The following is a 22,009-nucleotide window of genomic DNA, read 5'->3' on the forward strand; positions in this document are numbered from 1 at the left end:
GATTACACACTTCTGCATAATTCACCGATTTTTCAAGATTATCCTCTTGGCCCGCACTTCTTGTGTCACACACAAGCTCCGCATTCACGATAAATTTTTGTCCGAGTACGTTTTCTTCTTTGAAAACACCGTGATTTGCAAAAACTTCAAGTCCTCTGATAGATATTTTGTCCATTTTCCGCTCCTTTTATCAGCTGTTTATTATTGCCTCGGTCATAAGTATCGCACGTTTGTTTTCAAGCACATCGTGTACCCTTACAAATCTGCAGCCTTTCATAACTCCTATAACCGATGTTGCAACAGTCCCCTCAACTCTTTGATCTGACGGCAAATCGAGCGTCAAGCCTATCATTGACTTTCTTGACGTACCGAGCAAAACAGGGTAGCCGAGTTCGTTAAGTCTGTCTACGTTATTCGTTATAATAAGATTTTGTTCATACGACTTCGCAAAACCCACACCGGGGTCAAGTATTATTTTATCGTCAGCAATACCCGCTTTTTTCGCAATGGCTATTGTTTCTCTAAGGTCGTCAAGTACGTCCTCCACAAAGGAATTATATTCTGCTCTTTCTCTGTTGTGCATAAGACAACACGCCGCACCCGATTTTACAATCACTTCCGCCATATTCTTATCGTATTTCAATCCCCATATATCATTTACAAGATCCGCGCCTGCTCCGACAGCCGCCGCGGCTACCTTGCTTTTATATGTGTCTATCGAAACAGGCACATCAAAATCAGCCTTGATTTTTTCTATTACAGGCACAACTCTTTCAATTTCTTCTTCATCACTGATTTTTGTATAATTCGGTCTTGTCGATTCACCGCCGACATCAATTATATCCGCACCGTCATTTATAAGCTGTTCGGTATGCTTTAAAGCACTGTCAATATTATTAAACTTACCTCCGTCCGAAAATGAATCGGGCGTCACATTCAATATACCCATTACATATGTATGATTTCCGAATTCCTTGTTTCCTATTATCATTTTTATCCCCCTTACAACACTATATCTGTATTTTTCTCATTTTCGCTCCACTTGCAGGTATCTATTGCGTTGCACATCATACACAAACGTGTTCTCTTATCCGCAATCGCAATAATGTCGCCGAGTGTTTCCGCTTTTTCGGGTATTTCCCTATGCGCCCTTACCGCTTCAACCATATATTCAATCTCATCACTTGCAAACCCACATTCACAAAGTATTTTTTTCGCAATTTCACCGCCTGCTTTGTGATGATTTATGCCGTTTTTATACTGCTCATACCGTCCTATATCGTGCAGTAAAGCCGTACCGTATATAATCTCTTTCGGTATGTTAAGTCCGTTTTCCAAATTCAAAATATACGCACTTCTTGCAACGTCTAAAAGATGGTCAATTCCGTGATTGCAGTAAATTCTGTCCTTTTCGGCAGAATTTATTTTTGACAGAATGTCACGAAAATTTTTATTCTTCAAAATATTGTTGCATTTTCGCATACTTATTATGTCGTCCGTTTTTCTTTTCAATTCACCCAAAAATGACAATGAACCGAACGCAATAACAACGCAGTCCGTCATATTAAGGCACAATTTAAGTGCTGTATCAAGACTTACCACCTCAACATTTTGATTATATTCACTTATTGCACTTGCATATTTTTCGTTTGATAACGCTCGCGGATTGTTCGGTGTAATCGTGTATATTTTCTGTGCAAGCGGTGCGGTTATTTCAGCAATTTGCTTGTATGCCTTATCCGCAAACACACCTGTTATATACACGATTTTTCGATTGCCGTAATACTTTCCGATACTTTCTTTGAGCCTTTTCGCACCGTCAGTATTATGTGCGCCGTCAATTATAAATTCAGGTTTATCGCATATTTTTTCAAACCTGCCGTGCCATACCGTATTTATTAAACCGTTCTTTATATCATTTTCGCTCACACCGTCAATATGCCTGCACACTTCTTCCGCAACGGCGGCATTTTCGCGTTGATATTCACCGTCAAGCGATATTTCATATTCCGTCACATTGTCGGCTTTTATAAGCCGTGCATTTTTTTCACAGCACTCGTTTTCTATGACATTCATCACACAATTTTCCTGTTTTGCCGTAACGACAAGTCCGTTGTTTTTTATAATACCCGACTTTTGATATGCGATTTCTTCCAGCGTGTTGCCAAGGAATTTCATATGGTCCATACTTATCGGAGTTATCACCGACACAAGACTTTTCGGAATAATATTGGTTGCGTCCTCACGTCCGCCCATACCGACTTCAATCAAAACAACGTCACATTGTTCTTCTTTAAAATACAAAAATGCCGCCGCCGTTTCCATTTCAAAAGGTGTAGGGTGCGGAGTCATTTTGTCCGCAACTTCACTGATACGGCTTATATAATAAGCATATCTGTCCTCACTCATATTTTCTGCATTTATACGAAACTGTTCAAGATAATCAAAAACCGACGGTGAAACATATCGTCCGACTTTCTTGCCGGACTCAATCAAAATCTGTTCGGCAAAAGCACCTACACTTCCTTTACCGTTAGTGCCGGCGATGTGAATAACCTCAAGTTCATTCTGCGGATTACCGAGTTTATCGCAGAGATTTGATATATTATCCAATCCCGGAACAATCCCATATTGCGAGGCTTTTTTTATGTACTCTCTTGCCTCTTTGTAATTCATCAACTTCATATCCTTTCAGACAAAGCCGTCCCGTTAAAAAGAAAAAGCTCCCTTGCCATAGGGAGCTTAAATAATATTCTCTACCGTAAATCAGCGGGATGCAATCCGTATACCGCAAGCCTAAGGCTTTTCGTCAAAGTGACAACTCCCCGTTCACTCCGCACTTCACGCACACGAATCTACTCTGTTATTTTTTAATGCTGAGCCTGTCAACAAAATAAAGCAGACAAAACTGCAACGGTTTTGTCTGCAGCATATTTATATTATATACCACTTCACGCCTAATTGCAATTATATTTTAATCAAATTCACACCGTCTGTCCTAAAAGTAGAAAAATAGACAAAAAATTTTATTAATTTTGTTTTTTTTGCTGTCTTGATAAAATGCACTTATAGGAGTAAAATTAATTCTTAGATTTAAAAAATTAATACTTATTTATATAGGAGGCAACAACAATGGAATCTTACAAATATTTACTCGACATTGCACTTATTTTGATAAGTACAAAAATCCTCGGACTTTTAACAAGACGTATCCAACTGCCACAGGTAGTCGGTGCTCTTATCGCCGGACTTCTTTTAGGTCCTGCCTGTTTCGGAGTTTTGCAGGAAACCGATTTTATCAAGAACATTGCCGAAATCGGTGTTATCGTACTTATGTTCGCAGCCGGTCTTGAAACAGACGTTCAGGAACTGAAAAAGACAGGTCTTGCGTCGTTTATAATCGCTCTGCTCGGCGTTATCGTACCGCTTATCGGCGGATACTTTGTAGCCACGATCTACAACCCGGTAACCGACCAACAGACAATGCTGCAAAACATATTTGTCGGCGTCGTTCTAACCGCAACATCTGTCAGTATCACAGTTGAAACACTTAAAGAACTCGGCAAACTTTCGACAAAAACAGGTAACGCAATCTTGGGTGCGGCACTTATAGACGACGTACTCGGTATTATTGCACTTACTGTTATTTCAAGCTTTGCCGGCAGTGACGTTTCTCTGTGGGTAATACTTTTGAAGATACTCGGTTTCTTCATATTCTGCGGAGTTGTGGCATTTCTTTTCATCAAGTTTGTCAATCCGTGGATTAACAAATACAAAAAGGATTTAAGACGTTTCGTAATTCTTGCATTTGCATTCTGTTTGCTTATGTCATTCTCCGCCGAATATTTCTTCGGTGTAAGTGATATTACAGGTGCTTTCGTTGCAGGTCTTATCCTTTCAAACAACAAAAAAACTTCGTATATGCTAAACCGTTTTGATACGGTTTCATACGTTCTTCTTTCACCGGTATTCTTTGCAAGCGTCGGTCTTAAAGTAACATTCAGCAATATGTCTGCAACGGTTGTAGTACTTACCGTATTATTGCTTGTAGTCGCAATTCTTTCAAAGATGATTGGTTGCGGACTTGGTGCCAAGATATGCAAATACACAAATCTTCAATCTGTTAAAATCGGTATCGGTATGATTTCAAGAGGTGAAGTTGCACTTATCGTTGCCACAAAGGGTATGTCAATGGGACTTATGAAAGACGAATTTTTCGCACCGCTTGTACTTGTCGTTGTTGCAACAACCATCGTTACACCGATACTTTTGAAACTTGCATATAAATATCAGGCAAGCCGTGAGGCGGACGTTCCTATGGCATCATCACTTGTCGATAAGGTTGAGGAAAGAAACGACCTTGAAAAAATTACTCAAAACGCCGCAAATATGCACGAAGAAATGAAGGAAATTCATAAATAACACCACTAAAGAGCCGACAATAAAATCGGTTCTTTTTTCTTGATATTATATACTGTTTTATGCTATAATATAATCAATCAAACGAAAGGATATTTAAAATGCTGACAGATTTTCATACACATATTTTTCCAGACAAAATAGCGGACAAAACGATAAAATTACTTGAATCGAACATCAAAGAAGAATACAGGCCACACAAAGCCGAACTACGCGGTACACTTGACGCACTCAAGCAGTCAATGCGTGAAAACAACGTTGACATATCGCTTGTACTTCCGATTGCCACGAACGTAAAGCAATCAACAACAATAAATAACTTCGCCGCATCAATAAACGGTATTGACGGTATTTATTCACTCGGCAGTCTGCACCCTATGCAATCGGATTGGGAAAGTGTTTTGTATGACATCAAAGAAAAAGGGCTTAAAGGTATCAAGCTACACCCCGAATATCAACAATTTTACATCGACAGCAAAGAATCAATACAAATTCTGAAAAAATGTGAGGAACTCGACCTTATAACCGTACTTCATTCGGGCAAAGATATAGGTATCGATCCGCCTGTTCACTGTACTCCCGAAAGGCTTTCTCACGTTCTTGACTACGTTAAAGGCGACAAAATCGTTGCCGCACATTTGGGCGGCTGGAAGTTATGGGACGATGTCGAAAAATACCTTGTCGGCACACCGATATATTTCGACACAGCCTTTACGCTTAACTTTATCACAGATGAACAGCTTTTACGCATAATCAAAAATCACGGCAGTGAAAAAATACTTCACGCGACAGATTCACCTTGGGAAAAGCAAGGTCAAATGGCAAAACATTTATCTGCCTTACCTCTTTCAGAGGAAGATTGTAACAATATTTTTTACAAAAATGCGAAAAAACTTCTGAAAATAGGTTGAGTTAAAACGAATAATACGATATAATAATAGTATATGGCTATAAGCATTTTGCGTATAGTCCGATTTTGTTAATTTAGGAGCAGAAATATGTTCAATAATGATATAAGTATAGACTTAGGCACTGCGACGGTGCTTGTCTATATCAAAAACAAGGGCATTGTACTGCGTGAGCCGACCGTTATCGCGGTAAACACCAAAACAAACGAAGTTTGTGCCGTAGGCAAAGACGCACTCGCAATGCTCGGAAGAACTCCGCCGCATATACAGGCCGTTCGTCCGCTTATTGACGGTGTAATTTCAAATCTTACGCTTACACAGGAAATGATTAAACATTTCTTTTCAAAAATATTTTCACGAACAATCGGTCACCCACGCATAATGATGTGCGTTCCGAGCGGTGTTACGGACGTTGAACAAAGAGCCGTAATTGAGGCGGCAAGAGATGTCGGTGCAAAAGATATTTACATTATCGAAGAACCTGTTGCGGCAGCACTCGGTGCAGGGTTTGATATTTCACGTCCGCACGGTACTATGGTTGTGGACATAGGCGGAGGTACAACCGACATTGCAGTATTATCGCTTGGCGGTATCGTTGTCAGCCGTTCGCTGAAAATCGCCGGTGACGAATTTAACGAGGCGATTATTCGTTATATGCGCAAAGAAATGGGTATGATTATCGGTCCGCGAACAGCCGAAAGAATTAAAATGGAAATCGGCGGTGTTATACCGCGTTCAAATGAGCTGTTATGCAAAGCAAAAGGTATCAGCGTACTTTCGGGGCTTCCGAAAGAAGTAACTATTTCTTCAAACGACCTATACCCCGCATTTGATGATTTTGTTTATAATATGACTGAGAGAATTAAGGAAGTGCTTGAAGAAACACCTCCCGAACTTCACGGTGACATTATACAAGACGGAATAATAATGACAGGCGGCGGTTCTTTGATTTACGGTTTGGACAAGCGTATTTCGGACGACATCGGCGTCAAAGTGGTGCTTGCACCGGATATAATCGACTGCGTTGCAAAAGGTGCGGGAATTGCACTTGACAATATCGACACAGTTACCGAGCCGACTCATATATTCCACAAAAAAGCATACATCAGAGATTAAAAAAGAGAGGATATATTAATTATGAAAAACGAACCAATCACACTAACAAACGTAGAAATCCAAAAAATTCTTCCGCACCGTTATCCGTTTTTGCTTATAGACAAAATTGTTGATTTTGAAGAAGGCAAAAGCATAACAGGTATCAAAAACGTAACGGCAAACGAACCTCAATTTACAGGTCACTTCCCGGGTAACCCAATTATGCCGGGCGTACTTATTACAGAGGCACTTGCACAAGTCGGTGCTGTAATGCTTTTGTCAATGCCCGAAAACAGAGGTAAACTCGGTGTATTCACAGGTATCAACAATTTCAAATTCCGCCGTCAGGTAGTTCCGGGCGATACATTGGAGCTTCACGCTGATTTGGTTACTTACCGTCACGGAATGGGTAAAGCAAACGTAAAAGCAACAGTAGGCGGTCAAGTTGCGGCAGCAGGCGAAATCAGCTTTGCGGTTGTTGACAACATTGCAAACGAGGACTGATGATAAAAGATGATGAATGTTTGGACGATTTGCAAAACGGTCTTTTCATAATCCAAAAGAAAAACGGTTTCAAGTTTGGTATTGACGCTGTTTTATTATCCGATTTTGCAAAGGAAACAAGGTCTAAAAAAACACTTGATTTATGCACAGGTACAGGTATTGTACCCTTGCTTTTATCCGCAAAAACAAACACACCGAAAATTTTCGGTCTTGAAATACAGGAAGAGATTGCACAAATGGCACAGCGCAGTGTGGAACATAACAAGCTTGAAGATCGTATTTCCATAGAATGCGGCGATTTAAAAACCGCCGTTTCTATATACGGTCGTGACAGTTTTGACAAAATAACCTGCAATCCGCCGTATATGAAGTGCGGCAGCGGTAATCAAAATGATATTGACACAAAATCAATTTCACGTCACGAGGTTATGTGTACTGTTGATGACGTTATAAACGTCAGTGCAAAACTGCTTATTCCGAAAGGCAGATTTTTTATGATTCACAGACCTAACAGACTTGTAGACATTATGTGTGCCATGCGTAAATACAAAATAGAGCCGAAGCGTATGCGTTTCGTCCATCCGTCATATGATAAAGTACCGAATATGGTATTAATCGAGGGTATGCGTGACGGCGGTGAGGAATTAAAGCTTTTGCCGCCGCTTTATGTGTATAATCAAGACGGTACTTATTCCGATGAAATTCACAAGATTTACGGAAATTAACAAATAAAACGAAAGAAGTGATAAATGTGTTAGAGTACGATGAGTACAGACTAAAGCTGCAAGGCTTTGAAGACAGCATAAACGATTTGAGGGATTCACTTTGACATCGCAGGTGCGGAAAGTGAAATAACAAAACTTGAAGAACAAAGCGCCCAGCCGGGATTTTGGGACGATATGGATAATTCACAGAAAGTTCTTCAAAAAACAAAGCAATTAAAAGACAAGGTTGAGGCGTTTAACAACCTTGTTTCAAAATGGGAAGATACACTTGTTTTAATCGACCTTGCAAACGAGGAAAACGACGAAAGTATGTTACCCGATGTTGTTTCGGCAACTGAAGAAATCGAGGCGGATATTGACAAAATGACGCTTGAAACCCTTTTGAGCGGTCATTACGACAAAAACAACGCAATTATGACGTTCCACGCAGGTGCAGGCGGTACAGAGGCACAGGATTGGTGCGAAATGCTTATCCGTATGTATCAAATGTGGGCGCAGAAAAACGGCTATACCGCAACTGTTCTCGATTCGCTTCCGGGTGATGAGGCAGGTATTAAAAGCTGTACAATAGAAATCGACGGTCTTAATGCTTACGGCTATCTTAAAGCCGAAAAAGGCGTACACCGTCTTGTGAGAATTTCACCTTTCAACTCCGCCGGCAAGCGTATGACTTCATTCGCATCAATCGAAGTTATGCCCGAACTTGACGACAACGTGGAAGTTGATATTCGTCCCGAAGATATTAAGATGGAGGCATTCCGTGCGAGCGGTGCGGGCGGTCAGCATATCAACAAGACAAGTTCCGCAGTCCGTCTTACACATATCCCGACAGGTGTCGTAACATCTTGTCAAACACAGCGTTCTCAACACCAAAACAGAGATTACGCAATGAAAATGCTTAAAGCAAAGCTTGTCGAGCTTGCCGAGCAACAGCAGAAAGAAAAGATTTCCGACATCAAAGGTGAACAGATGGATAACGGTTGGGGCAGTCAAATCCGCTCATATGTATTCCAGCCTTACACTATGGTTAAAGACCTTAGAACAGGTTTTGAAATGGGTAATATCGGTGCGGTTATGGACGGCGACTTAAACGGTTTTATTAACGCCTATCTTAAAGCCGCAAGTCTTGGAACTCTGAAAAAATAAAAAACACGGCATTGCAAATTTTCCGCAATGCCGTATTTTTTTCTTAAAAATTGTTTTGGTTGTTTTTTTGATTGTTAAAGTTATTATTTTTCTTGTTTTGTTTTTGATTTTGCTGTTGGTTTTGTTGCTGATTTTGATTTTGATTTTGGTTCTGCTGTTGGTTTTGGTTATTGCAATTATTGAATTTACTGCTCATTTATATTCACTCCCTTCTTCAAATTCTATTTTAACCATTGTTGATTATTTTATTCAAAAAACCCTGTTTTACTTGAATTTTTCTTAAAAAAATGTTATAATAATAAGTAGTATTTATGTTAAAAAAATTGCGTTTTGGAGTAAAATATGATAGATAAGATTTGGAATATAAAAAGTAAAAAAATCAAAGAAGAAACCATTGACGAAATATCTAAGGAACACCATATTCCCCGCGTTATTTCAACCATACTTTTAAACAGAGGAATTGAAAGTGAGGATATTGCACCTTATCTGAGAAAATCAATGGCTGATATTATAAATCCAATGCTTATGCTTGATATGGACAAGGCAGTCGAACGCATAACAAACGCAATTCAAAACAACGAAAAAATCGCGGTTTACGGTGACTATGACGTTGACGGAATTACCTCAACCGCACTTTTATATAAATTTTTACTTTCACTCGGCGCAGATGTCGAATACTACATACCCGACCGCAAAGGTGAGGGGTACGGTATAAACATCATGGCTGTAAACAAGCTATTCAAACAAGGTATAAAACTTATGATAACCGTTGACTGCGGTATAACCGCTATCGGTGAAGTGGAATTTGCAAAACTTCAGGGAATGGACGTTATTATTACCGATCACCACACTTGCAAAGACCGACTTCCGACAGCCGCGGCGGCTATTTTAAACCCGAAAAGACCCGACTGCGACTATCCGTTTGACGCACTTGCAGGAGTAGGTGTGGCTTTCAAGTTTATTTTGGCTCTTGCAATTAAAAACAGACTTAAAACCACAGATGTGTTTAATCAATATGTCGATATAGCCACTCTCGGCACTATTGCCGACGTTGTACCGCTTTTGGGCGAAAACAGAGTTATCGTGGATAAAGGCTTAAAAATTTTGCACAATCCAAAAAGAATAGGCATTCGTGCAATAATGGAAGTTGCAGGTGTTTTGGATAAACCTTTAAACGCGTCAACTATTGCTTTTTCAATCGCACCGCGATTGAATGCCGCAGGCAGACTCGGCAGTGCGGCAACAGCCGTTGAACTGCTGCTTACAAATGACGAAAGCCGTGCAAGAGAATTGGCACTTTTACTTGATACTGAAAATAAAGAACGTCAGCAAACCGAACGTCAAATATTTGACGAGGCATTGGAACTGATTGCAAAAGATCCGAATTTTGAAAAGAAAAAAGTTATCGTGCTTGCACAGGAAAATTGGCATCAAGGTGTAATCGGAATTGTTGCGTCAAGGTTATGTGATATGTATTACAAGCCTTGCATACTTATTTCCCACACTAACGGTGTCGGAAAAGGTTCGGGAAGAAGTATAAAGGGTTTCAACCTTTTTGACGCACTTACACATTGTGAAAAACAGCTTATTGATTTCGGCGGTCACGCAGTGGCGGCAGGATTGAACGTCAATATGTCCGATATTGACTCATTCATAAAAGAGATAAACAAATATGCAGACGAAGTATTGACCGAACAGGATATGATACCGACAGTTGATATTGACTGTCCGCTTTCAGAGCGTTCCGTAACTCTTGAAAACGCAAAACTGCTTTCAAAACTTGAGCCGTTCGGTATGAACAATGAAAAGCCCGTATTCGCACTTGCACACGCACAGGTTATGAATATCGCCCCTGTCGGTGCGGATAACAAGCATTTAAGACTTCGCATAGTGAAAAATAATCAGACAATAAACTGTATCGGTTTCGGAATGGGTGAATTTGCGGAATTTATCCATCAAGGCGATACTGTAAATATAGCATTCCAAATGGATATTAACCATTATCAAGGGAATGAAACCGTACAACTAATTTTAAAAGACATAAAAAGGAAGTGAGCATATGCCCGAAGCAAAAGAGCCGGTAATTCTTTCGCCGGAAAAAATACCTCAACACGCTGATGATACAGATGTACTTGTAGATAAAATTATCGGTATGGTTAAGGGTTACAGCCCGAATGCCAACACAGATATGATTTACGTTGCCTATAAGCTTGCAAAATCTGCTCACAGTCACCAATTCCGCCGCAGCGGTGCACCGTATATCGAGCACCCTGTTCAGCTTGCATATATTGCGGCACAGCTTTCGCTTGATGCAACAGCAATTTCGGCGGCACTTTTACACGATGTTGTAGAGGATACACCTTACACTTATGAGAATATCGAAACGATATTCGGCAAAAGCGTTGCGGAACTTGTTGACGGAGTTACGAAACTTAGAAAAATCAAATACAACACCCGTGAGGAACAGCAGGTCGAAAACTTAAGAAAAATGTTTCTTGCAATGGCAAAGGATATACGTGTTGTTATAATAAAGCTAATCGACAGACTGCACAATATGCGTACATTGAACTTTATGCCGCGTGCAAAACAGCTTTTAATCTCAAAAGAAACGCTTGACGTATATGCTCCTCTTGCCCACCGTCTCGGTATGTCCAAAATCAAAATCGAACTTGAGGATTTGGCTTTAAAGTACCTTGACCCTGTCGCATACGAAGAAATTCGTCAAAGCATAAATCAGAAAAAAGACGAACGCGAAAAGTACATACGCGACATTATGGACGTACTTCGTGAAAAACTTGACCAAATGGATATTAAAAGTCAAGTTACAGGACGTGCAAAGCATTTTTACAGTATTTTCAGAAAAATGTACACGCAGAATAAGACAATCGACGAACTTTACGACCTTTTCGCAGTCAGAATTATCGTTGACACCGTTGCTGACTGTTACGCGGTACTCGGTATGGTACACGATTTATACACTCCCGTTCCTATGCGTTTCAAGGACTATATCGCAATGCCTAAACCGAATATGTATCAATCACTTCATACAACGGTTATAGGTCCTAACGGTACACCTTTTGAAATTCAAATTCGTACTTGGGAAATGCACCGAATTGCCGAAAACGGTATCGCAGCACACTGGAAGTACAAAGAAGGTATATCAGGTAAAACCGATATGGATTCAAAACTTGAATGGGTACGTCAACTGCTTGATACACAGACAAATATTATAGATACCGACGATTTCTTTAACACACTTAAATTCGACTTGTTTGAAGAAGAAGTTTTCGTATTTACCCCACAAGGTAAAGTTATTTCACTTCCTGCAAAAAGTACGGTTATTGACTTTGCTTTTGCAATACACTCGGAAGTCGGATATAAAATGAGCGGTGCAAAGGTAAACGGAAAAATCGTTCCGAACAACTATATGGTACAAAACGGTGAAATAGTTGAAATTCTAACCGCAAATACGCACGGTCCGAGCCGTGACTGGCTGAAAATCTGTCGCACTTCACAGGCAAAAAACAAGATTAATCAGTGGTTTAAACGCGAAAGACGTGACGAAAATATTGAACACGGCAAAGAACTTATCGAACGAGAATTAAGACGTATCGGCAACACTCACGAACAGCTTTTCAAGCAAGAATGGATTGCTATTCTTTTGAGAAGATACGGTTTTCAAAGTATTGACGACCTATACGCAAGCGTCGGATACGGTGGGCTTACCGCACAAAAAGTCGTTTTCAGACTTCGTGACGAATGGACAAAGCTGAACAAAAATCTTGAAGCAAAGAAAAATCTTGAGGCGGTATACAACGAGGAAAGCAAAACCGTTCAAGCCGAACCGGCTAAACGTCACGCATCAAGCAAAGGTATCGTTGTTAAAGACATTGATAACTGTCTTGTACGTCTTGCACGTTGCTGTAACCCCGTTGCCGGTGACGACATTGTCGGCTTTATCACAAAAGGCAGAGGCGTAAGTGTTCACAGACGCGACTGTCCGAATATGAATCCGCAGTCAATGTCCGAAGAAGACAAGGGCAGATTTATTGACGTATGGTGGGACGATGAACGCAGTACGTCATACATTGCCAACTTGCAGGTGGAAGCACCTGACCGCGATGGTGTTTTGCTTGAAATTACAAACATTCTTTCGGCACTTAAAATACCTTTTAAATCGGTAAATGCGTATGTAAACAAAAAAGGTATCGCAATTATACAAATCGGTGTCGAAATCAGAAACACCTCCGATCTTGCACTTCTAAAAAAGAAAATAGTTCAAATTCAAGGTGTTACATCTGTAACAAGATTACAGAATTAATAATTTATTGAGGAATAAAGTCTTATGGAAAAAATGAATATAAACATCACAACCGAATATATAAAACTTGACCAACTGCTTAAATTTTCCGCACTTGCCGAAAGCGGTGCTATGGCTAAGGATATGATTTTTGACGGTATCGTATCGGTAAACGGTGAAGTTTGCACAATGCGCGGCAAGAAAATCCGTCCGGGTGACAAAGTTACGGTCGAATTTGAGGACGCGACAGTCGAAGTCGAAGTAGGAGCGGAATAAATGTATATTTCCTCACTGTCCCTTGCGAATTTCAGAAATTATACTTCCGAAAAAATTGAGTTTTCCCCGTACACAAACGTGATTTACGGCGACAATGCACAGGGTAAAACAAATATTTTAGAGGCGGTATATATTTTCTCACAAGGCAGAAGTCACAGAGCAAAGTCCGATAAAGAGCTTATAAAATTCGGTGAAGATTTTTCGCGTCTGTCGCTTGATTTTCACGATTCGGAACGTGATTACACAGCCGCTATGCAGCTTATGAAAAACGGCAGAAAGAACATTAAAATCAATCACGTTCAGATAACAAAACTAAGCAAACTTATGAATTATCTAAACGTTGTAATGTTTTCACCCGAAGATTTGGAGCTTGTCAAAGGTTCGCCGTCCGCAAGACGAAAGTTTATCGATTCATCGGTAAGTCAGCTTTATCCGCGATACCTTACAAGCCTAATCGACTATCACAAGGCGTTGGGTCAAAAAAACAGCTTACTCAAAGTTCTTCGTGCAAAAGGTGCAAAGTCGGATATGATGCTTTCCGTATGGAATGAACAGCTTGCCGCAGAGGGCGAAAAAATCATCAAATACCGCACCGATTTTGTCAAGTTGATAAATGACTTTTCAGCCGCCATACAAAATGAAATATCGGGCGAAAAATTGCAAATATCGTATATGCCGGGTATGAGGGCAAGCGGTGATGATAAAGATTCGATATACGAATATCTTGAAAAAAATCAAAGACGCGAAATTGATTTAGCCTCCGCCCAAGTCGGCGTACAGCGAGATGATTTGCACATCACAATCAATGGCAGTGAGGCAAAAATTTACGGCTCACAAGGTCAACAGCGTACATCTGCACTGTCAATGAAAATTGCACAAGCCGATTATATTCATCACATAAAAAGCGAATATCCGATACTTCTGCTTGATGATATAATGAGTGAGCTTGACATTAACCGCCGAATGTACCTTTCGCAGAAAATTCGCGATAAGCAAGTTCTTATAACTTCAACGGACACCGACCTTATCGAAAGCACCGACAATACGAAGTTATTTAAAATAAAAAACGGCTCTGTCGTAAGGGAGGAAAATTAATGTACCTTAGAGTTGAGGAAAACATTGTTGTAAACACAAAAGATATAATAGGAATATTTGATATGGATAATACGACTGTTTCAAGGCTCGGCAGAAACTTCCTTGCCGAATCTCAAAAAAACGGTCTGATTATAAATTCAACCGACGATTTGCCGAAATCATTTGTTGTAGTTAAGGAAAAAGACGAAACGAAAGTTTTTATATCCTCCGTTTCTTCAAAAGTATTGGCAAAACGTGGTTTATAATACACGCAAAATGGATAAAATTAAGATAAAGGGAGAAAAAAATATGAGTGATTTGGAAAAGATTGAAACCACCTATGACGAAAGTCAAATACAGGTACTCGAAGGTCTTGACGCAGTAAGAAAACGTCCGGGTATGTATATCGGTTCTACTTCGTCGGCAGGTCTGCATCACCTTGTCTATGAAATCGTAGACAACTCTATTGATGAGGCACTTGCAGGCTATTGTACAGAAATTAAAGTTGATATAAACCCTGACAATTCAGTGACCGTCACAGATAACGGTCGTGGTATTCCTGTCGGTATTCACCCACAGCAGGGTATTCCGACAGTCGAAGTTGTACTTACAATTCTTCACGCCGGCGGTAAATTCGGTGGCGGCGGATACAAGGTATCGGGCGGTTTGCACGGTGTCGGTTCTTCTGTTGTAAACGCACTTTCGGAACATCTTGAAGTAGAAGTAAGCGACGGCGAACACGTTCATTATCAAAGTTACGAACGCGGTAAGCCTACTTGTAAACTAAAGGTTATCGGTGATACCGACAAGACCGGTACAAAAATTACATTTAAGCCTGACCCCGAAATTTTTGAAGTGCTTGAATTTGATTACGATGTACTTTTAAAAAGACTTCGTGAACAGGCATTTCTTAATAAGGGTGTAAAAATCCTGTTTACCGATTATCGTGTTGAAAATCCCGAAACGGTCACTCTACACGCAGAAGGCGGTATAAAGGAATTTGTACAATACTTAAACAGAAACAAAGACCCGCTTCACGATGATATTATTTACTTTGAAGCACAGCGTGAGGATATGATGGTTGAAGTTGCTATGCAGTACACAACATCATATACAGAGTCACTTCTAAGCTTCGCAAACAACATTCACACAGGCGAAGGCGGTACGCACGAAACAGGCTTTAAATCAGGTCTTACACGTGTCATAAATGACTACGCAAAAAAGAATAATTTACTAAAAGAAAAAGACCCTAACCTATCGGGCGAAGATACTCGTGAAGGACTTACCGCAGTAATCAGCGTTAAGGTTGTCGAGGCACAGTTTGAGGGTCAGACGAAAACAAAGCTTGGTAACAGTGAGGCAAGAGCTCTTGTTGAAAATGCTTTAAACGATAAGCTTTCTGCATTCCTTGAGGAAAATCCTAAAATCGCAAAAATTATTATCGAAAAGACTTTGACCGCGTCACGTGCTCGTGAGGCCGCAAAAAAGGCGCGTGAGGCATCGCGTAAAAACTCAAGCAGCAATTCTTCGCTTTTGGGTAAACTTGCAAGATGTACCGATGAGGGTGCGGATTACGCAGAATTGTTTATAGTCGAGGGTGATAGTGCCGGCGGCAGCGCAAAGCAAGGCAGAAACAGACGTTTCCAAGCAATCCTTCCTCTTTGGGGTAAAATGCTTAATGTTGAAAAATCAAGAATTGACAAGGTTTACTCAAACGAAAAGTTGTTGCCTATTATACAGGCACTCGGTACAGGTATCGGCGATGATTTCAATATCGATAATTTAAAATACGGTAAAATCGTTATTATGGCGGATGCCGATGTTGACGGTGCGCATATCAGAACATTGCTTTTGACATTCTTCTTCAGACATATGCGTCCGCTTATCGAAAACGGTAATGTGTATATCGCACAACCGCCGCTTTTCAAGGTGTTCAAGGGTAAGAATAAAAACCTTGTTGAAAAGTTTGCGTTTACGGACGATGAACGTGACAGACTTATAGCCGAAATGGGACCCGGTGCAAAAGTTCAGCGTTATAAAGGTCTGGGTGAGATGGACCCTGCCGAACTTAAAGAAACCACAATGGACCCTGCTAAGAGAACTATGTTAAAGGTTGATATCGAGGACGCAATGATTGCGGACGAAACATTTACAATACTTATGGGTGATAAGGTTGAACCGCGTCGTGAGTTTATTGAAAAACACGCGAAATATGTTTCAAACCTTGATATTTAATTATAGGGCGACCAATGATCGCCCCTACAAGGCGCTCCCATTGAGGGGAGCTGTCAGCACAGCTGACTGTGGGGTGGCTTTTGGGACATCGAGGTGCCGCTCCCTACGTTCGCCGACTGCGAGTGACTCATTATCACATACAAAAGCAATACAAAAGAGATGAATTAAAATGTTTAAAGACAGTTGGGTAATTTACGCAATACTATCGGCATTTTTCGCTGCACTTACCTCAATACTTGCAAAAATCGGAATAAGCGACATAAACTCAAACCTTGCCACTGCAATAAGAACAATCGTTGTACTTATAATGGCATGGGGAATTGTCTTTATGACAGGCGCACAAAGCGGAATACAGGATATAACCGCAAAAAGCTGGATATTCCTTGTACTTTCGGGAATTGCCACAGGTCTTTCTTGGCTATTCTACTACAAAGCACTTCAACTCGGTGATGCGTCAAAAGTAGTTCCGATTGACAAATTCAGTGTTGTTATATCAATGATACTTGCCTTTGTAATTCTTAAAGAGGACTTGACATTCAAGACGGTTATGGGCGGTATTCTTATAACAGCCGGTACTTTTGTAATGATTCTTTGATTAAAAAACACTTGCCCTACATATAATAATATCATATCTTCTGAAAGGATTGATATTGTATGGCAAGTGTTTTAAAATACTTCTTTTTATTTTCCTTCGGCGGCATAGTATACGTCTTGATTGAAATGCTTTGGCGCGGATATTCGCACTGGAGTATGTTTATATTGGGCGGAATATGCTTTGTACTTTTAGGACTTATAAACAAAAAATACACCTGGGATATTCCTTTGTTAATACAAATGCTGATAGGCACATTTATCATAACATTAATGGAATTTATCTTTGGGTGTATTTTTAATTTATTGCTAAATCTTAACGTATGGGATTACTACGATTTGCCGTTCAATATTATGGGGCAGATATGTCTGCCGTATATGTTTTTATGGTTTTTACTAAGTCCTGTCTGTATAGTCGTTGACGACTATATACGTTACCTGTTTTTCAACGAAGAAAAACCGCATTACAAATTATTTTAAATCACGCTCATAAGGTAATACACAAACGGCAACGTCAAAAGTCCCAACAGATGCGTTATAAACACACCCTCCGCACAATAAAGCACATCGCCGTCATATTCCATACCGAGTATTACAAGTATGGTTGACGCAGGCATTGCGGCTTGCAGTACGATAACCGCCGTAACCATTTCACCGAGATTAAACGGTTTTAAAACAAACATCAATATAATCGGTATAATAACCATCTTAACCGCCGTCAATACAAACAGCCACACACGTTTATATATATGCTTAAAATCAACAAGTGCAAGCGTACCGCCTATAAAGAACATCGACAAATACGTTGTTGTACTGCCGATACCGGTCATTACTTCCCCGAATATACCGCTGAATTTCAGTCCGAATGCCATCATCACAAATGCGACAACAAACGCAATCGTTCCGGGATTTACAAGATTTTTTATACTTCCCATAAACGATTTTTCTTTTTCCTCTATCGACTTCATCTGATACACGCCGAGCGTCCAAAGACAAGTATCGTTTGCAAGTTCATAAATCGCCGCATATAAAAGTCCCTCTGCACCGTAAAGTGCCTGTATAAGCGGAAATGCCATAAACACAACATTACCGAAACACGTCATACATCGGTGCATTATCGCTCGCGATTTATCCATTTTACTTATTTTTGACATGACCGTTCCGACTGCAAACAGAAACGCAACCGCGACTATCGACACAAGCAACACATAAATCGAATTTTTCAATTTTTGTGTATCAAATTCAAGGCTTGTAAGCGAAGTTATAATGAGTATCGGAAGCGTCACTCTCACGATAACTTTTGAAAGTCCGTTGTTTTGCTCTTTCGTTATGTAACCCGTCTTTATGCACACAAACCCGACAAGCATTGCAATTCCGAGTTTAATAATACTGTTTATTATTGTTTCAAATCCTTGCATACCCTTATCCTTCTGTTATACTTATTATCGAAAATTATTATATTTCTGCGTTTTTCACAATCCGACAAAACATCATATTCAAATGTTTCAAACTGCAAATACTTGACTGTTTCTTTTGTCGGAATATCTGCATATTCACTCAAATTTTCTGCAATAAATTCATCTGTCAATATATCAAATCTTGTCTTTAAAATTGACCTGTCGTATTTTGTAAGCGACCATTTCGGCGAATTTACGCCCTTGTTGTATGTAAAATAATCGAGTTTTAAAATATCGCAAAACAATTCATCATCACAAAAATGCGACAATATTTCATACAAAGAATTTCGCGATTGTCCGACTTTATTGTATCCGTTTCCGTCGTAAAACAGCCACAAATTTTTAAACATTTCAAACGGTGAATTATATTTTTCAAGCAAATATTCCATTGCACCCTTAAAAACACCGCTGTTGTAGTACCGTTCAAAAACCTCCTCTATCCCCTTTAACAAAAGCACATCTTCATAGGAAATAAAGTCGTTTTTAAGCACTTCATACGGCGGTTTTGAGTTATATCGGTAACCGTATTTTTCTTCTTCACTTCTTATTTTCGTTCCGCGTAAAAGTTTTAGGAAACCAAGCTGAAGTACATCGGGACGAAGATTAAACACATCGTCAAACGATTTACCGAACGAATTAAAATCTTCAAAAGGCAATCCGACTATAAGGTCAAGGTGCATATGTACACCGCCTGCTTTTTGCACGAGTTTTACGGCACGTTTTATCATCTCAAAATCGGTTTTTCGGTCTATTGCCTTTATCGTTTTGTCATTTGTTGACTGTACACCGATTTCAAGCTGAAAAAGTCCTTCCGGCGCGGTTTTGAACAATTCGACAAGTTCATCATTTATAAGGTCCGCCGCAACTTCAAAATGAAAAGTCGTATTTTTTGCATTGTCGATTAAAAACTTCACCAACTCACAAGTACGTTTTCTGTCCGCATTAAACGTTCTGTCCACAAATTTAACAATTCTCACATTATGTCGCACGAAGAACATCAATTCTTCTTTCACGACGTCCATATCCCTAAAACGCACACTATGCGTTGTTGACGAAAGGCAATAACTGCACCTAAACGGACAACCGCGGCTTGATTCGTAGTATATCAGCTTGCCGCTGTTTTTTTCAATATCTTCGTCCGTATACGGAAACGGAATTGACGTAATGTCGTGAATAAGCTCTCTGTCTTTGTTTCGTATTATCTCGCCGTTTTCACGATAGGTAATTCCGTCCGCCATTTCACCGATTTCAAGCCATTCTTTAAAAGTCGCTTCCCCTTCGCCGCGCATAATCGCGTCAATAAAATCGTACTTTTGCATATATTCCGTATCGTCAAAACTGACCTCCGGACCGCCGAAAATAATCTTTGTTTCCGGCGAAACCTTTTTCAGCATATCGGCAACATCAAGACAGACCTCAACATTCCAAATATAGCACGAAAACAAAACCACGTCCGCTTTTTTCAAAAAAATCGAACGCAGTATGTCCTCTACTCTCTCATTAATCGTGTATTCCGCCATCTCAACATTATCAGAATTTGCGTATGCTTTAAGCGTTCGTACACTAAGCGAAGTATGAATATATTTTGCATTAACTGCAACAAGCAGTGCTTTCATATCAACCACCGTACACTTCTCTCTTTAGTATACCGATGTATGGCAAATTTCTGAATCTTTCGTCATAGTCCATACCGTAGCCGACAACAAATTCGTCAGGAATTTCAAAACCTTCGTATTTAACGTCAACCTGTGTTTCACGTCTTGCAGGCTTTGAAAGAAGTGTACAGATTTCAACGTTTGCACCTCTCTTTTTTAGAAGCTTTACAAGTGCGCTTAGCGTATTTCCGCTGTCAATAATATCTTCCGCAATAATTACATTTTTACCGTTTACGTCAATTTGTCCGTCTTTCAAAATCTTCAATTCACCGGAAACAGACGAACTTCCGTAGCTTGAAACCTGCATAAAGTCAAGCGAAACGTTTACATTAAGATAACGCATAAGGTCAGCCGAAAAAACAACACTGCCCTTTAGGATAATCATAAGTACAATATCCTTACCGGCATAATCTTTATTTATTTGCTCAGCCAAATATTTTACTTTCTCTTGAATTTCGCTTTCATTAATCAATATTTCCTGTACTTCGTTTATCATTATTAATATTCCCCTTTTTAGTATGATATTTTTATTATAACATATATTTTTGAATTTTTTAATAGAAAATGCGAAAAAAAAACGAATTTTCGGAAATAATATTTTTATGAAGTAACTATTAGTTAAAAAAATCGAGAAAGGCGTGGTTTTCTATGAAGAAAATACTGTTTTTTATACCAATCCTTACACTTATGTTCAATACCGTCTTTGCCATGCCCACAAAAACGAATGATGAAATCATAGCAGATTACCCTTTTACGAACATAGTAAATGAGCTGTCAGTTTCGGAAAAGCAGGAAATCACGAAAACCCTTACCGCCTGTGCTGATGTTATGCGGTTTAATATAAGAAATTATAACTATGACAAACTTTTCAAATATGTGCTTTACACTCACAAAAATTTTCAAATCCTCACCGACATTCCCGCCGATACGGGAAACAGCAGTAATTTGGGTTATAACAATGTTACACTTGTGAACAGTGATTATATCGATTATATTATGACGAGAGTTTTCCGCATAACACCCGAAAAACCACCTGTAAATGAGCTTTTGGAACGCGGTTTCTGTTACAATGACGGTTACTATTATTATATCGGCGGTTTCGGTGTTTATTTTGCGACGAAAATTGTTGATATAAAAGGCGTTTATGATATTGGCGGCGGTGTTACATTTGTTGTTTTCGGTGACATTTATTACGAAGGTGACACAAGAACACCCGAATACAGTTTTGCAATTCTGCAAAACACCGAAAACGGATATTCATTAATGCGTCTTGGTATGGGTGAAGATTTGCCGACAAGCGATGAAGTTCGATTGTATTCGCCGTTTAAAACTTACAACGAAATGAATTGGAATATAAATAATGTGGACAATAATAATGATGATTTTGTAAAATCGTATATCTCAATACCGATACTCTTGCTTGTCATATCGCTTGGATTGATAGGACTTACCGCGTGTATCGCTGCACTTGTAAAAAGAAAATAGAGTGGAATTGGGAAGTTACCTCAAAATTCCACTCTCAGACGTCGACAAATTGTCCGGAACGTGCAAAATATTATTTTTATACTTTAAATTATAGCTATAACAAATAACAGGCAAGCCTATCTTCGATATACGGCTTGCC

22 protein-coding genes and 1 riboswitch are annotated in these 22,009 nt (G+C 39.6%); of the genes, 15 read left to right on the forward strand and 7 right to left on the reverse strand.

Annotated features, from left to right (window positions below; genetic code table 11):
- From ACLTU0_RS05340 to ACLTU0_RS05350, 3 genes are all read right to left on the reverse strand, one after another.
- On the reverse strand, positions 1-175 hold a 175-nt coding region (locus tag ACLTU0_RS05340), incomplete at its 3' end, for a dihydroneopterin aldolase (protein ID WP_412321606.1).
- Between the two features lie 15 nt (positions 176-190).
- The gene (folP, locus tag ACLTU0_RS05345) at positions 191-991 is read right to left on the reverse strand and encodes a dihydropteroate synthase (RefSeq protein ID WP_412321602.1); all 801 of its coding nucleotides are present in this window, start codon (positions 989-991) and stop codon (positions 191-193) included.
- Positions 992-1,002: 11 nt separating this feature from the next.
- The gene (locus ACLTU0_RS05350; protein ID WP_412321603.1) at positions 1,003-2,676 is read right to left on the reverse strand and encodes a glutamate ligase domain-containing protein; all 1,674 of its coding nucleotides are present in this window, start codon (positions 2,674-2,676) and stop codon (positions 1,003-1,005) included.
- An 89-nt stretch (positions 2,677-2,765) separates the two neighbouring features.
- A riboswitch (THF riboswitch) is annotated at positions 2,766-2,865 on the reverse strand.
- A gap of 267 nt (positions 2,866-3,132) precedes the next feature.
- Between ACLTU0_RS05350 and ACLTU0_RS05355 the strand changes: the two genes are divergently transcribed.
- The 6 genes from ACLTU0_RS05355 (at position 3,133) to prfB (ending at position 8,797) form a co-directional block, all read left to right on the forward strand.
- Entirely contained in the window at positions 3,133-4,422 is a 1,290-nt protein-coding gene (locus ACLTU0_RS05355; protein WP_022231017.1) for a cation:proton antiporter, read from the forward strand.
- Positions 4,423-4,520: 98 nt separating this feature from the next.
- Positions 4,521-5,330: an amidohydrolase family protein gene (locus ACLTU0_RS05360; protein WP_412321604.1), complete on the forward strand. Its 810-nt coding sequence runs from the start codon at positions 4,521-4,523 to the stop codon at positions 5,328-5,330.
- Positions 5,331-5,417: 87 nt separating this feature from the next.
- Positions 5,418-6,443 carry a rod shape-determining protein gene (locus ACLTU0_RS05365; RefSeq protein ID WP_022231015.1) on the forward strand — a complete coding sequence of 342 codons (1,026 nt, stop codon included), beginning with the start codon at positions 5,418-5,420 and terminating at the stop codon, positions 6,441-6,443.
- A 21-nt stretch (positions 6,444-6,464) separates the two neighbouring features.
- The gene (fabZ, locus tag ACLTU0_RS05370) at positions 6,465-6,926 is read left to right on the forward strand and encodes a 3-hydroxyacyl-ACP dehydratase FabZ (RefSeq protein WP_022231014.1); all 462 of its coding nucleotides are present in this window, start codon (positions 6,465-6,467) and stop codon (positions 6,924-6,926) included.
- A complete protein-coding gene (locus tag ACLTU0_RS05375) occupies positions 6,926-7,651 on the forward strand; it encodes a tRNA1(Val) (adenine(37)-N6)-methyltransferase (protein WP_308455914.1) in 726 nt (241 codons plus the stop codon). Before fabZ ends, ACLTU0_RS05375 begins: the two co-directional genes overlap by 1 nt.
- A 26-nt stretch (positions 7,652-7,677) precedes the next feature.
- Positions 7,678-8,797, forward strand: a protein-coding gene (prfB, locus tag ACLTU0_RS05380) for a peptide chain release factor 2 (RefSeq protein WP_303672447.1) whose coding sequence is annotated in 2 segments (ribosomal slippage) — positions 7,678-7,752 and positions 7,754-8,797 — 1,119 coding nt in all. Because the reading frame shifts where the segments join, the coding sequence is not laid out codon by codon here.
- Between the two features lie 43 nt (positions 8,798-8,840).
- Here the strand turns inward: prfB and ACLTU0_RS05385 are convergent.
- Entirely contained in the window at positions 8,841-8,993 is a 153-nt protein-coding gene (locus tag ACLTU0_RS05385) for a hypothetical protein (RefSeq protein WP_308455913.1), read from the reverse strand.
- A 146-nt stretch (positions 8,994-9,139) separates the two neighbouring features.
- Between ACLTU0_RS05385 and recJ the strand changes: the two genes are divergently transcribed.
- From recJ to ACLTU0_RS05425, 8 genes are all read left to right on the forward strand, one after another.
- Entirely contained in the window at positions 9,140-10,852 is a 1,713-nt protein-coding gene (gene recJ, locus ACLTU0_RS05390; RefSeq protein ID WP_337599627.1) for a single-stranded-DNA-specific exonuclease RecJ, read from the forward strand.
- Positions 10,853-10,949: 97 nt separating this feature from the next.
- Positions 10,950-13,118, forward strand: a complete 2,169-nt coding sequence (locus ACLTU0_RS05395; protein WP_412275383.1) for a RelA/SpoT family protein — start codon at positions 10,950-10,952, stop codon at positions 13,116-13,118.
- Positions 13,119-13,142: 24 nt separating this feature from the next.
- The gene (locus tag ACLTU0_RS05400; protein WP_022231008.1) at positions 13,143-13,373 is read left to right on the forward strand and encodes an RNA-binding S4 domain-containing protein; all 231 of its coding nucleotides are present in this window, start codon (positions 13,143-13,145) and stop codon (positions 13,371-13,373) included.
- On the forward strand, positions 13,374-14,468 hold the full coding sequence (gene recF / locus ACLTU0_RS05405) for a DNA replication/repair protein RecF (protein WP_117965284.1): 1,095 nt from the start codon (positions 13,374-13,376) through the stop codon (positions 14,466-14,468).
- On the forward strand, positions 14,468-14,713 hold the full coding sequence (gene remB / locus ACLTU0_RS05410) for an extracellular matrix regulator RemB (protein WP_022231006.1): 246 nt from the start codon (positions 14,468-14,470) through the stop codon (positions 14,711-14,713). Before recF ends, remB begins: the two co-directional genes overlap by 1 nt.
- Positions 14,714-14,756: 43 nt before the next feature.
- A complete protein-coding gene (gyrB, locus tag ACLTU0_RS05415) occupies positions 14,757-16,682 on the forward strand; it encodes a DNA topoisomerase (ATP-hydrolyzing) subunit B (RefSeq protein WP_022231005.1) in 1,926 nt (641 codons plus the stop codon).
- Positions 16,683-16,851: 169 nt separating this feature from the next.
- On the forward strand, positions 16,852-17,277 hold the full coding sequence (locus ACLTU0_RS05420; RefSeq protein ID WP_117965286.1) for an EamA family transporter: 426 nt from the start codon (positions 16,852-16,854) through the stop codon (positions 17,275-17,277).
- Between the two features lie 59 nt (positions 17,278-17,336).
- On the forward strand, positions 17,337-17,753 hold the full coding sequence (locus tag ACLTU0_RS05425; protein ID WP_117965288.1) for a putative ABC transporter permease: 417 nt from the start codon (positions 17,337-17,339) through the stop codon (positions 17,751-17,753).
- Here ACLTU0_RS05425 and ACLTU0_RS05430 read toward each other — a convergent pair.
- Genes ACLTU0_RS05430 through hpt form a run of 3 tightly spaced genes read right to left on the reverse strand, consistent with a single transcriptional unit; the run spans position 17,750 to position 20,881 of the window.
- Positions 17,750-18,691, reverse strand: coding sequence for an AEC family transporter (locus tag ACLTU0_RS05430; protein WP_337600597.1), 942 nt, complete (start codon positions 18,689-18,691; stop codon positions 17,750-17,752). The two genes, ACLTU0_RS05425 and ACLTU0_RS05430, sit on opposite strands and share 4 nt — an antisense overlap.
- On the reverse strand, positions 18,670-20,346 hold the full coding sequence (locus tag ACLTU0_RS05435; RefSeq protein ID WP_337600595.1) for a B12-binding domain-containing radical SAM protein: 1,677 nt from the start codon (positions 20,344-20,346) through the stop codon (positions 18,670-18,672). Before ACLTU0_RS05435 ends, ACLTU0_RS05430 begins: the two co-directional genes overlap by 22 nt.
- Position 20,347: 1 nt before the next feature.
- A complete protein-coding gene (gene hpt / locus ACLTU0_RS05440) occupies positions 20,348-20,881 on the reverse strand; it encodes a hypoxanthine phosphoribosyltransferase (RefSeq protein ID WP_308455906.1) in 534 nt (177 codons plus the stop codon).
- Between the two features lie 152 nt (positions 20,882-21,033).
- Between hpt and ACLTU0_RS05445 the strand changes: the two genes are divergently transcribed.
- Complete coding sequence (locus ACLTU0_RS05445) at positions 21,034-21,870, forward strand: hypothetical protein (RefSeq protein ID WP_412321605.1); 837 nt, start codon at positions 21,034-21,036, stop codon at positions 21,868-21,870.
- Positions 21,871-22,009 lie beyond the last annotated feature (139 nt).

The sequence above is a fragment of the Hominilimicola sp. genome, from assembly GCF_046972485.1.
Classification (GTDB): domain Bacteria; phylum Bacillota; class Clostridia; order UBA1381; family UBA1381; genus Hominilimicola; species Hominilimicola fabiformis.

Coding starts and splice junctions, on each gene's coding strand:
- folP (WP_412321602.1), bottom strand. CDS start 991: ATGATAATAGGAAACAAGGAATTCGGAAATCATACATATGTAATGGGT.
- ACLTU0_RS05350 (WP_412321603.1), bottom strand. CDS start 2,676: ATGAATTACAAAGAGGCAAGAGAGTACATAAAAAAAGCCTCGCAATAT.
- ACLTU0_RS05355 (WP_022231017.1), top strand. CDS start 3,133: ATGGAATCTTACAAATATTTACTCGACATTGCACTTATTTTGATAAGT.
- ACLTU0_RS05360 (WP_412321604.1), top strand. CDS start 4,521: ATGCTGACAGATTTTCATACACATATTTTTCCAGACAAAATAGCGGAC.
- ACLTU0_RS05365 (WP_022231015.1), top strand. CDS start 5,418: ATGTTCAATAATGATATAAGTATAGACTTAGGCACTGCGACGGTGCTT.
- fabZ (WP_022231014.1), top strand. CDS start 6,465: ATGAAAAACGAACCAATCACACTAACAAACGTAGAAATCCAAAAAATT.
- ACLTU0_RS05375 (WP_308455914.1), top strand. CDS start 6,926: ATGATAAAAGATGATGAATGTTTGGACGATTTGCAAAACGGTCTTTTC.
- ACLTU0_RS05385 (WP_308455913.1), bottom strand. CDS start 8,993: ATGAGCAGTAAATTCAATAATTGCAATAACCAAAACCAACAGCAGAAC.
- recJ (WP_337599627.1), top strand. CDS start 9,140: ATGATAGATAAGATTTGGAATATAAAAAGTAAAAAAATCAAAGAAGAA.
- ACLTU0_RS05395 (WP_412275383.1), top strand. CDS start 10,950: ATGGTTAAGGGTTACAGCCCGAATGCCAACACAGATATGATTTACGTT.
- ACLTU0_RS05400 (WP_022231008.1), top strand. CDS start 13,143: ATGGAAAAAATGAATATAAACATCACAACCGAATATATAAAACTTGAC.
- recF (WP_117965284.1), top strand. CDS start 13,374: ATGTATATTTCCTCACTGTCCCTTGCGAATTTCAGAAATTATACTTCC.
- remB (WP_022231006.1), top strand. CDS start 14,468: ATGTACCTTAGAGTTGAGGAAAACATTGTTGTAAACACAAAAGATATA.
- gyrB (WP_022231005.1), top strand. CDS start 14,757: ATGAGTGATTTGGAAAAGATTGAAACCACCTATGACGAAAGTCAAATA.
- ACLTU0_RS05420 (WP_117965286.1), top strand. CDS start 16,852: ATGTTTAAAGACAGTTGGGTAATTTACGCAATACTATCGGCATTTTTC.
- ACLTU0_RS05425 (WP_117965288.1), top strand. CDS start 17,337: ATGGCAAGTGTTTTAAAATACTTCTTTTTATTTTCCTTCGGCGGCATA.
- ACLTU0_RS05430 (WP_337600597.1), bottom strand. CDS start 18,691: ATGCAAGGATTTGAAACAATAATAAACAGTATTATTAAACTCGGAATT.
- ACLTU0_RS05435 (WP_337600595.1), bottom strand. CDS start 20,346: ATGAAAGCACTGCTTGTTGCAGTTAATGCAAAATATATTCATACTTCG.
- hpt (WP_308455906.1), bottom strand. CDS start 20,881: ATGATAAACGAAGTACAGGAAATATTGATTAATGAAAGCGAAATTCAA.
- ACLTU0_RS05445 (WP_412321605.1), top strand. CDS start 21,034: ATGAAGAAAATACTGTTTTTTATACCAATCCTTACACTTATGTTCAAT.